The sequence below is a fragment of the Sulfurihydrogenibium sp. genome (assembly GCF_028276765.1).
GTDB lineage: Bacteria > Aquificota > Aquificia > Aquificales > Hydrogenothermaceae > Sulfurihydrogenibium.
The window spans coordinates 1-10114 of record NZ_JAPYVU010000055.1 but is presented as its reverse complement, the minus strand read 5'-3'; the positions used below and the strand labels follow the sequence as shown (position 1 = coordinate 10114).

The window sequence follows — 10114 nt, the reverse complement described above, 5'->3', positions numbered from 1 at the left end:
AAATGACTATCAGGTAGCAGTTGTAAATCCATTTTCAATAAAGAAGTTTATGGAAGCTAAAATGTCAAGAGTTAAAACAGATAAAGCTGATTCATACTACAACAGCAGAATATGGAAGAACGTTTTTTTGATGGGGAGCTTTATAAACCAAAACCAGATGTAGAAAAAGAAATAGAAGTAAAACTAAAGATATTAGAAGACTTAAAGCATCAGCTTACAATGCTAAGAAACAAAAGAGAATCATTAAGTCATGTACCGATGAAAAGATTGAAAGAGAACTTGGAATATTACGATGAGCTAATCAGAAAAATAGAAAAAAGCATAAAAGAGCTTGAGAAAGAGATAAAAGAATTGTCTAAGAAGAATTTTCAAGAGGAGTACAAACTTTTAAAAAGTATACCTGGTGTAAGTGATAGGGTTATAGGAGTAGTAATATCAATATTTGGAGGATTTAAAAGATTTAAAAGTGTAAAGGAAGCAGCTAGTTTTGCTGGTTTAAATCCAAGTCCATATGAAAGTGGATCAAGTGTAAAGAAAAGTGGCAAGATAAAGAAAATGGGAAATCCATATGCAAGAAAGATACTATACATGGCAGCATTATCAGCAATAAGGTTTAACAAATACTGCAGAGAATTATACGAAAGGTTAGTAAGTAAAGGCAAGGCTAAAAAGTTAGCATTAGTAGCTGTAGCACATAAGTTATTAAGGCAGGCATATGGTGTATTAAAGAATAGAAAACCATTTGATGAAAATTTTTGTACTTGACATTTAACATAGAACATCCTGAGGACGAAGTCCGAAGGATCTCTTTTTTTTAAATTCTATAAAAACCGATAATTTCTCAGCCAAGGTATATAAATAATTTATACTAATTTTGGATTAATTCCAATAGTAAACCGTGTCTTACTCCCCACTCGCTGACTGTAATCTCATCTTTTTGGAAAACTTCCATAGCTGTTTGAAATATAACAATTCCCGGCACTATAGCTTCGGCTCTTTTATCTTCTATCATAGGAATTGCTTTTCTTTGGTTTACTGTCATACTTGCAAGTTTGTTTAACCATTTTGTAATTGCTTCATATGTAAGTTTTGAACCATGAACTTTTTTAGAATCGTACGGATAGATGTTGTACTCTAAGGCTACAACCGTAGTAATAGTTCCACCAAGCCCGACTAAAATTTCTGTATCTTTCATCTTCTCATAGGCTATAGGCAATTGTTGTTTTAGAAAGTCTTTTATTTGCATAATCTCTTCTGGCTTTGGTGGGTCTGATTTTATATATTTTTCTGTAAAGTTTACAATTCCAAATGGAAATGATATTGATGCTATTAGGTTTGATTTTTCACCATAGGAAAATTCAGTACTCCCGCCACCTTGGTCTATTACTGTAAATTTTCCCTCGATGTTTAAAGCTTTTGCTGTTGCTATAAAAGCTAATCTTGCTTCCTCTTCTCCTGTAATAACTCTTACATCAATCCCAAGCTTTTTTACGTTTGAGATAAATTCATCTGCGTTTTTTGATTCTCTACAAGCTTGCGTTGCCACTGCCAATATTTTTTCCGGTTTATACTGGCTTGCTATCTGAACATACTCCTTTAAAACAGCCAAAGTCTCTTCCATCGCTTCTTTTTGTAAATAGCCAGTCTCTTTTAATTTTCTTCCAAGTGCTGTAATTCTTCCTACGCTTAATATCTCATCAAACCGTCCATCAAAGTGGACAGCAACTATTAACATACGCGTTGAATATGTTCCAATATCTAGTAGTGCTATAATCTTTGGCTTCATTATTCTATAAAAACCTGACCTTCTATTGGTTGGACTTCTACGCCATTTTCGACCAAGAAGTTTATAGCTTTTTCTATTTCTTCATCGTTTCCAATGAATTCAAGTTCCAACCAGCCCATCTTTTCTTGAACGTTTGCCTTTCTTATATTTATGTCAATATTAAAATTTTTACAAACTTTACTTAAAAGTGGTTCTTTTATTTTCTCCTCCGGATAGATGAGCTTTAGCTTCATCGAATTCATTATTTTCCTCCAGCTATTGCTGGTATTATAGCTACCACATCTCCATCTTTTAATTGTGTATCCTTTCCTTGTAAAAATCTTATATCTTCATCATTTACAAAAAAGTTAACAAACTTTCTAATTTCTCCGTTTTCATCAACAAGTCTTTCTTTGATGCCCGGGAATTCTTTTTCTAAATTTTCTATCAACTCTCCGATTGTAGAAGCTGATATCTGAACTTCTCCTTGCCCTTGAGTGATCCTTCTTAAAGCTGTTGGTATTCTTACAGTTATTGCCATTTATCTAAACCTCCTTACAGTTTTAATAATTTTTCAATAATACTTAAAAAAGCCGGATTGAATAATGTTAAAGCTAATAAAACTAGTATAATTAGAATATTTAGCTTCAATTCCAATCTCTTAAATTTCTCATCAACTACTTTAAATCTTTCATCAATCACTTTAAATTTTTCATCAATTGAATTAAATCTTTCATTAATAACTTTAAACCTTTCTTCAAACAGGTCCCGAGTTACCAGTTCATTTTTTAACTCTTCTTTTAGTTCTATTTTTAATATTTCTTTTTTTTCGACAATTTCCTTTTCAGCTTTTTTGTCAATTTCTTCTATAATCTTTTCAAAAGCTTCTGCAAACTTTTCTGCCTTTTCTCTACTTCCAAGAGTCTCTTCTAATATGTTATATACACTTCTTGGCAGTGTATAAGCCATTTTATCCACCTATAACTTTGCTTTTAAACTCTGCCAATGTTGGTTTTATATGTATAGGCTTTTCAAGCTTTCCTTCAAGAACTTCCATTGTTTTATAGCCATTTCCTGTAATGTAAGCAACTACTACCTCGTCCTTATCTATCATTCCCATCTCTACATACTTTTTCAATACTGCGATTGTTGTACCACCGGCGGTTTCTGTAAAGATTCCTTCTGTTTTTGCAAGTAATTTGATGCCTTCTATGATTTCTTCGTCTGTTGCTATTTGGATATCACCTTTACTTTCCTTTGCTACTTTAACAGCATATGGTCCGTCAGCTGGGTTTCCTATAGCTATAGATTTTGCTATTGTATTTGGTTTTACAGGTTTTATAAAATCTCTTCCTTCTTTAAATGCTTGGTATATAGGACTGCATCCTTCTGCTTGTGCTCCAAGCATCCTTGGAAGATTTCCTTCTACCAAACCAACTTCTTTCAGCTCGTTAAAACCTTTCCAAATTTTTGTATAAAGAGAGCCTGACGCAAGAGGTGCGACTACTACGTTTGGTATTTTCCAACCAAGTTGCTCTGCAACTTCAAATGCTAAGGTTTTTGAACCTTCAGAATAAAAAGGTCTAACGTTTATATTAACAAATGCCCATCCAAACTCGTTTGCAATTTCAGAAGAAAGTCTGTTAACATCGTCATAATTTCCATCAACTGCTACAACAACAGGATTGAAAACCAAGCTACCAATGATTTTATTTGTTTCTAAGTTTGCCGGTATGAATACATAACATTTCATTCCTGCAGAAGCTGCATGGGCTGCAACAGAGTTAGCAAGGTTTCCTGTAGAGGCACAAGCAGCAGTATCAAAACCAAACTCTTTTGCCTTTGAAAGAGCAACCGCAACAACTCTATCTTTGAATGATAATGTTGGATGGTTAACAGAGTCATCTTTTATATAAAGATTGTTTAATCCTAAAAGCTTACCAAGATTTTCTGCTTTTACAAGTGGTGTAAATCCTGCAGATAGACCAACGGTTGGATTTTCTACCGGCAGTAAATCAATATATCTCCATAGGCTCTTTGGACCTTTTTCTATTTTCTCTCTTGATATATTCTTTTTTATCTCATCATAATCATATACAATCTCCAGCGGACCAAAACAAAATTCACATACATGAATTGGTTCCACAGGATACTCAGCTCCACACTCTTTACATTTTAAAGCCTTTACTTTTGCCAATTAATCCTTCCTCCATCAAGAAAAATAATAGAAATTTTACCATATTTTTATGCTAAAATATTAATTTATATCACCCTTAGGAGGTTTTTTATCTTGCTTACATTTCCAATAGAAGAAGCCCTAACATTTGATGATGTTTTATTGCTTCCGCAAAAATCGGATGTTTTACCCCATGAAACAGATGTTACATCATATCTTACACCAAACATAAAAGTTAATATTCCGTTAGTATCGGCTGCAATGGACACTGTTACTGAACATAGATTAGCTATAGCCTTAGCAAGGGAAGGCGGAATTGGAATTATCCATAGAAATATGTCTATTGAAGACCAGATGAGAGAGGTTGAAAAAGTAAAAAAAGCTGAAAGTGGAATGATTACAGACCCGGTAACAATCAGACCAAATCAATCAGTCAAAGAAGCTCTTGAAATAATGTCTATTTATAAAATATCCGGCGTTCCTGTTGTAGATGATGAAAATAAGCTTGTTGGTATTTTAACAAATAGAGATTTAAGATTTATTCATAAAAAAGATCACGAAAAACCGGTCTATGAGTTTATGACAAAGCCTCCTTTAGTAACTGCAAAAGAAGGTATTACTTTAGATGAAGCTATAGAAATTCTTCAAAAGCATAAAGTGGAAAAACTTCCGGTCGTAGATGATGAAGGAAGGCTTAAAGGTTTAATTACAATTAAAGATATTGTAAAAAGAAAAAAATATCCAAATGCTTGCAAAGATTCAGCGGGTAGGTTAAGGGTTGGTGCGGCTGTTGGCGTTGGTCCGGATACAATGGAAAGGGTAAAAGCCTTGGTTTCTGCAAAAGTAGATGTGATAGTTGTTGATACTGCCCACGGACATTCTGTTAGAGTTTTAGAAACCGTTGAAAAAATTAAAGGAGAGTTTCCAGACCTTGATGTTATCGGTGGAAACGTAGCAACAGCAGAAGCAGCAGAGGATTTAATCAAAGCCGGTGCGGATGGAGTAAAAGTTGGAATAGGACCGGGTTCTATTTGTACAACAAGGGTAGTTGCAGGAATAGGCGTTCCTCAGATTACAGCAATTTCTAAATGTGCAGAAGTTACTAAAAAATATGGAAAAACATTGATTGCAGATGGTGGTATCAGATACTCTGGAGATATAGTCAAGGCAATTGCTGCTGGTGCTGATACAGTCATGCTTGGAAGTCTTTTTGCAGGAACAGAAGAAGCTCCAGGAGAGAGAATTTTCTATCAAGGAAGGTCTTATAAAGTTTATAGAGGAATGGGTTCTCTTGGTGCTATGAAAGCAAGATTTAGCAGTGATAGATACTCTCAAGAAAACGTTGAAAAATTTGTTCCGGAAGGTATCGAAGGAAGAATTCCATTTAAAGGACCGCTTGCAGATGTTGTCTATCAGCTTGTGGGAGGATTAAGGGCTGGTATGGGATATACCGGTTCTAAAACCATAAAAGACCTACAAGAAAAAACCAAGTTTATTAAAATAACAAATGCAGGCTTAAGAGAAAGTCATGCTCATGATGTTTATATAACTCAAGAAGCACCAAACTACTGGATAGATTAAAAGGAGTTGAAAGATGAAAAAACCAACAGATTTTGAATTGCTTTTGGCTCAAGAAATTACAAATTTAGATAGATTTATTATCAAAAGTCCTCTTGGAACAAACGAATTTTGGAGTGAGTGGCAAAAGAAAGCCGGTGAGATAGTTATCACAAAAGCTGCTATAAAGAAGGCTATCAAGATTTATGAGAAAAAACTACCGCCGGAACAGTTGTTAAAGCTGTCTGCAATGCTTGAATCTTACAGAGAAATCGCATCATATCTTGAATTACTTAGAGAGACTGCATTAAAGATAAAAGGAATTGACATAGAAGGATTTACTTTATTTGACAGCATGGAAGGAGATAACGAAGAGGAATTTTAATAAAGGAGGGTTTTTAATGTTTGACAATTACCTAACTTTAAAAGATGTTGACGTATCGGGAAAAAGAGTCTTTGTTAGAGTTGATTACAACGTGCCGATTGATGAAAACGGAAACATTGAAGATGATGTAAGAATAAGAGAAACTGTTCCGACTATAAACTATCTTCTTGATAGAAATGCAAAAATAATTCTTGCATCCCATCTTGGAAGACCAAAAGGAAAACCAGACCCTAAGTATTCTTTATACCCAGTGGCTAAAAGATTGGAAAGATTGGTAGGAAAAGAAGTAAAATTTTTGCCTGATTGTGTAGGTGAAGACGTAGAAAAAACAGTTTTAAATATGAAAGAAGGCGAAATAGTTCTACTGGAAAATTTAAGATTTCATAAAGAAGAGGAAAATAATGACCCAGAATTTGCAAAAGCATTGGCAAAGCTTGCTGAAATTTATGTAATAGATGCATTTGGAACATGTCATAGAAAACACGCTTCAATGTATGGAATAAAAGACTACGTCCAACCTGTTGTAATGGGATTTTTGCTTGAGAAAGAAATAGAATACTTTAAAAAAGCATTATTAAATCCACAAAGACCTGTAGTTGCATTTCTTGGAGGTTCTAAGGTTTCATCTAAGCTTGGAGTAATAGAGTTTTTGCTTGACAAGGTGGATAAAATATTTATCGGCGGTGCAATGGCTTTTACTTTTATAAAAGCTCTTGGCTATAAAGTAGGTTCATCTCTTGTTGAAGAGGAAATGATTAATAAAGCATTAGAAATAATGGAAAAAGCTAAAGAAAAAGACGTTAAATTTTATCTACCGGTAGACTTTATCTGTGGTCAGGCTATTTCTGACCAAACACCGGTTATTGAAGTTGCATGGCAAGAAATACCATCCGGCTGGCTTGGTCTTGATATAGGACATGCGTCGGTAGTTTTAATAAAAGAAATCATAAAAGATGCACAAACTATAGTTTGGAACGGACCTATGGGTGTGTTTGAGATAGATAAATTCAAAATGGGAACCTTTGAACTTGCTCATGCAATAGCAGAATCACCGGCGTTGTCAATCGCAGGCGGTGGCGATACAGACTATGCAATCCATAAAGCTGGTGTAGTAGATAAAATAAGTTATCTATCGACAGGTGGCGGTGCATTCTTAGAACTTCTTGAAGGAAAACAACTACCTTGCTTGGAGGCAATCACAAGAAAAAGTTAAGTTTGGACTATTTTGGGGGTGAGAAGTAATAAATATGTGTTCCCTCGGGCTTACGTCCTCTGGATAACAGTGAAAGGTTAACTGAAAAGCATGAGAGAAAGGATAATCTTATATGTCATTCTGAAGCCGGCGAAGAATCTCCTTATTTTAAAAGAGGGGGATCCTTCGGACTTACGTCCTTTGGATGACGAGAAAAGTTAAGCTTGCAAAAAATTTTGGAACACTTCCATATAAAACTAAGATTAAAAGGAGCTGAACTTGAGTAGATTCTTAGAAGTAGCAAAAGAGGCAGCTTTTATTGGTGGGGGAATTTTAAAAGAAAACTTTAAAAAAGTAAAAAAATCTGATATAGAAAGTAAAGGAATAAAAGATTTTGTAACCTATGTTGATAAATTATCAGAAGAAAGGATAAGAAATCACATACTTAAAAACTTTCCTGACCATGCTTTTCTTGGTGAAGAGGATGGAAAGTTTGGTGAAAGCGAATTTACTTGGGTGGTTGACCCATTAGATGGAACAAAAAACTACATATGTGGCTTTGAGATTTTTGCCGTATCGGTTGCACTTCTTCAAAACAATGAGCCAATAGTTGGGGTTATCTACGTTCCTATGTTAGATAAAATTTACTGGGCGGAAAAAGGAGCAGGTAGCTATTTAAACGGAGAAAAGATAAAAGTATCCAACAGACCAATCGAGCAGGCAGTTGTGTCAACAGGCTTTCCATTTAGATATGTAGCAGAGCTTGATAATTATCTTGATATGCTAAAAAAAGCAATGATTACATTTTCTGGAGTTAGAAGACCCGGAGCTGCAGCGGTTGATTTAGCGTTAGTAGCAGAGGGTGTTTTTGATGGATTTTTTGAGATGAAGCTTTCAATTTGGGATATAGCAGCAGGTGTATTACTCATTCAAGAAGCAGGCGGTATATACTCAAATTTTGAAGGCGGGAAAGATTTATCCTCCGGAGATGTAATTGCAGGGGGAAAAGAGATTTACGATGTTTTATATGATATAGTCAGGAGTAGTAAATAAATGGATTATCAAGAAAAGCTAAAAGCTTTAAGACAAGAAATTGATAGTATAGACAATCAGATTTTAGAGCTTATAAATAAAAGAGCAACCTTAGCTAAAGAAGTTGGAGAGATTAAAAAAGCAAACAATCTTCCAATCTTTGTTCCAAGCAGAGAGAAAGAAATTTTTGATAGATTAGAAAAACTCAACAAAGGACCACTTCCAACGGATATTGTAAAACATATATTTAGAGAGATTATTTCAGCTTGTAGAAGCATAGAAGAGAATATTAAAGTCGTTTATCTTGGACCAAAGGCAACGTTTACCCATCAAGCAAGCCTAAAATACTTTGGACATTCTGTAGAGCATATACCCGTATCAACAATAAAAGATGTATTTGAAGAGATAGTCAAGAAAAAAGCAGATTTTGGCGTAGTTCCGGTAGAGAATACAATAGAAGGGGTTGTTAACTATACTCTTGATATGTTTTTAGAGTATGATTTAAAAATCATAGGTGAAGTTATTTTAGAAATTTCTTTACATCTAATGAGTATAAATCCAAACATTAATGAAATTCAAAGAATTTACAGTCATAAATTTGCAATAGCAGAATGTAGAGATTGGATACTAAAAAATATGCCACATGTTCAGCTTATAGAAGTTGAAAGTACAGCAAAAGCTGCAGAAATGGCAAAAGATGATTATGAATCTGCAGCAATAGCCAGCGAATCAGCGGCAGAAGTTTATGGATTATACATTTTAGAAAGAAAGATAGATAAGCATCTTTATAACTATACAAGATTTTTAATCATTGGTAATGAAATACCAAGCAAAACAGGAAATGACAAAACAACGTTTATTTTTTCTGTAAAAAACGAAGTTGGTGCGTTATATAAAGCCTTAGAGCCATTTTATAGAAATGGTATAAATATGACTAAAATAGAATCAAGACCATCTAAAAAAGAGGCTTGGGATTATATTTTCTTTACAGATATTGAGGGTCATATTGATGACGAAGTAGTAAAGAATACTCTTGAAGAGTTAAAATCCAACGTTCCATTTTTCAAGATTTTAGGCTCATATCCTAAGGCGGTTGATTAGATTTTTTAAATAAGTGGGAAGCTGTCTAAAACTTTGAATTTTATATCTAAAAAGGTTCGGATTGTATAATAGTAAATAAGTGATAGAAAAGCCCGCCCCGTACAAGGCAGGGCTGTTTGTTATTAGAAATTCAATCCTATCATAACACCGCTGATTTTATATTTGATATTAGTATTACTAGTATCAGTATTTCCATATCCATCTGAATAAACTTCAGTAACACTTGCTTTATGTTCTCTATGATAAGCCTTAAGATAGATTTCTGCAAAATTAATTTTTTTGCTAATGCCCGCACTTACTTCCCAAATATCTTTAATATCCTTATTCGCTACACTACCCAATCTGTATTTACCATTAAATATCTTATCATACTCAGTAGATGCAAATATTCCAAATCCGTGTGGTAAGTTAATCTTACCTGTTAATCCCAATCCTACAAAGTTTCCTTTATCTGTGTGGTAACTATAAAAACCCAGAGATGTATAAGGTCTCAATTCTATTTTATTTACATTAAATTGATAACCGGCATAAGCAAGATATCGCTCTAATATTCTTACGTAAGCTTATAGCAGTAGATACAACTTTATAACCCACACGGTTCAGATGGAACTGTTTTTCCGGACCCGGGTACACCATATACGATTTGCTTTATAACCCACACGGTTCAGATGTAACACATGGCTGTAATAAAAAAATTTGAAATTGCACCAGACTTTATAACCCACACGGTTCAGATGTAACGTATAGCACAGCCAAACGAGTATGCTGTTGTAATTACTTTGATATTGTCCAAAAACTTTTACAATTTAATTGTAATATCATATAAAATTATACCTAAAAACTTAAAAATTGGTGAGGTTTTTATGAAAAGAGACTGGAAAGAATATAATAAACAACTTGTAAAGC

General features: G+C 34.1%; 12 protein-coding genes. 6 read left to right on the top strand and 6 right to left on the bottom strand.

Going from position 1 to position 10114, the window contains the following annotated elements; translation table 11 throughout:
• Window positions 1-111 precede the first annotated feature (111 nt).
• On the top strand, window positions 112-765 hold the full coding sequence (locus Q0929_RS07960; protein WP_299239545.1) for a transposase: 654 nt from the start codon (window positions 112-114) through the stop codon (window positions 763-765).
• Window positions 766-868: 103 nt separating this feature from the next.
• Here Q0929_RS07960 and Q0929_RS07955 read toward each other — a convergent pair whose 3' ends face one another.
• From Q0929_RS07955 to thrC, 5 genes are read right to left on the bottom strand one after another with little or no spacing between them, the layout of a single operon-like run.
• Window positions 869-1786 (bottom strand): Ppx/GppA phosphatase family protein, encoded by a 918-nt coding sequence (locus Q0929_RS07955; protein ID WP_299239543.1) that lies wholly within the window; start codon window positions 1784-1786, stop codon window positions 869-871.
• A complete protein-coding gene (locus Q0929_RS07950) occupies window positions 1786-2028 on the bottom strand; it encodes an NIL domain-containing protein (RefSeq protein WP_012459517.1) in 243 nt (80 codons plus the stop codon). The genes Q0929_RS07955 and Q0929_RS07950 overlap by 1 nt, the downstream gene beginning before the upstream one ends.
• The gene (locus tag Q0929_RS07945; protein WP_007546504.1) at window positions 2028-2306 is read right to left on the bottom strand and encodes a MoaD/ThiS family protein; all 279 of its coding nucleotides are present in this window, start codon (window positions 2304-2306) and stop codon (window positions 2028-2030) included. Before Q0929_RS07945 ends, Q0929_RS07950 begins: the two co-directional genes overlap by 1 nt.
• A gap of 14 nt (window positions 2307-2320) precedes the next feature.
• Complete coding sequence (locus Q0929_RS07940; RefSeq protein WP_299239542.1) at window positions 2321-2734, bottom strand: hypothetical protein; 414 nt, start codon at window positions 2732-2734, stop codon at window positions 2321-2323.
• A 1-nt stretch (window position 2735) separates the two neighbouring features.
• Entirely contained in the window at window positions 2736-3962 is a 1227-nt protein-coding gene (gene thrC / locus Q0929_RS07935) for a threonine synthase (RefSeq protein ID WP_299239540.1), read from the bottom strand.
• 93 nt (window positions 3963-4055) lie between these two features.
• On the opposite strand from thrC, the gene guaB reads away from it, so the two are divergent.
• The 5 genes from guaB (at window position 4056) to pheA (ending at window position 9208) form a co-directional block, all read left to right on the top strand.
• The gene (gene guaB, locus Q0929_RS07930; RefSeq protein WP_299239539.1) at window positions 4056-5522 is read left to right on the top strand and encodes an IMP dehydrogenase; all 1467 of its coding nucleotides are present in this window, start codon (window positions 4056-4058) and stop codon (window positions 5520-5522) included.
• 13 nt (window positions 5523-5535) lie between these two features.
• Window positions 5536-5883: a hypothetical protein gene (locus Q0929_RS07925; protein WP_299239536.1), complete on the top strand. Its 348-nt coding sequence runs from the start codon at window positions 5536-5538 to the stop codon at window positions 5881-5883.
• Window positions 5884-5899: 16 nt separating this feature from the next.
• The gene (locus Q0929_RS07920; RefSeq protein ID WP_299239533.1) at window positions 5900-7096 is read left to right on the top strand and encodes a phosphoglycerate kinase; all 1197 of its coding nucleotides are present in this window, start codon (window positions 5900-5902) and stop codon (window positions 7094-7096) included.
• Between the two features lie 258 nt (window positions 7097-7354).
• Window positions 7355-8128: an inositol monophosphatase family protein gene (locus Q0929_RS07915; RefSeq protein ID WP_299239531.1), complete on the top strand. Its 774-nt coding sequence runs from the start codon at window positions 7355-7357 to the stop codon at window positions 8126-8128.
• Window positions 8129-9208 (top strand): prephenate dehydratase, encoded by a 1080-nt coding sequence (pheA, locus tag Q0929_RS07910; RefSeq protein ID WP_007546517.1) that lies wholly within the window; start codon window positions 8129-8131, stop codon window positions 9206-9208.
• Between the two features lie 122 nt (window positions 9209-9330).
• Here pheA and Q0929_RS07905 read toward each other — a convergent pair whose 3' ends face one another.
• Complete coding sequence (locus tag Q0929_RS07905; protein ID WP_299239526.1) at window positions 9331-9639, bottom strand: hypothetical protein; 309 nt, start codon at window positions 9637-9639, stop codon at window positions 9331-9333.
• Window positions 9640-10114 lie beyond the last annotated feature (475 nt).

Bases quoted from the DNA above. Each gene is read 5' to 3' on its own strand.
- Q0929_RS07960 (WP_299239545.1), top strand. From the start codon at position 112: ATGGAAGAACGTTTTTTTGATGGGGAGCTTTATAAACCAAAACCAGAT.
- Q0929_RS07955 (WP_299239543.1), bottom strand. From the start codon at position 1,786: ATGAAGCCAAAGATTATAGCACTACTAGATATTGGAACATATTCAACG.
- Q0929_RS07950 (WP_012459517.1), bottom strand. From the start codon at position 2,028: ATGAATTCGATGAAGCTAAAGCTCATCTATCCGGAGGAGAAAATAAAA.
- Q0929_RS07945 (WP_007546504.1), bottom strand. From the start codon at position 2,306: ATGGCAATAACTGTAAGAATACCAACAGCTTTAAGAAGGATCACTCAA.
- Q0929_RS07940 (WP_299239542.1), bottom strand. From the start codon at position 2,734: ATGGCTTATACACTGCCAAGAAGTGTATATAACATATTAGAAGAGACT.
- Q0929_RS07925 (WP_299239536.1), top strand. From the start codon at position 5,536: ATGAAAAAACCAACAGATTTTGAATTGCTTTTGGCTCAAGAAATTACA.
- Q0929_RS07920 (WP_299239533.1), top strand. From the start codon at position 5,900: ATGTTTGACAATTACCTAACTTTAAAAGATGTTGACGTATCGGGAAAA.
- pheA (WP_007546517.1), top strand. From the start codon at position 8,129: ATGGATTATCAAGAAAAGCTAAAAGCTTTAAGACAAGAAATTGATAGT.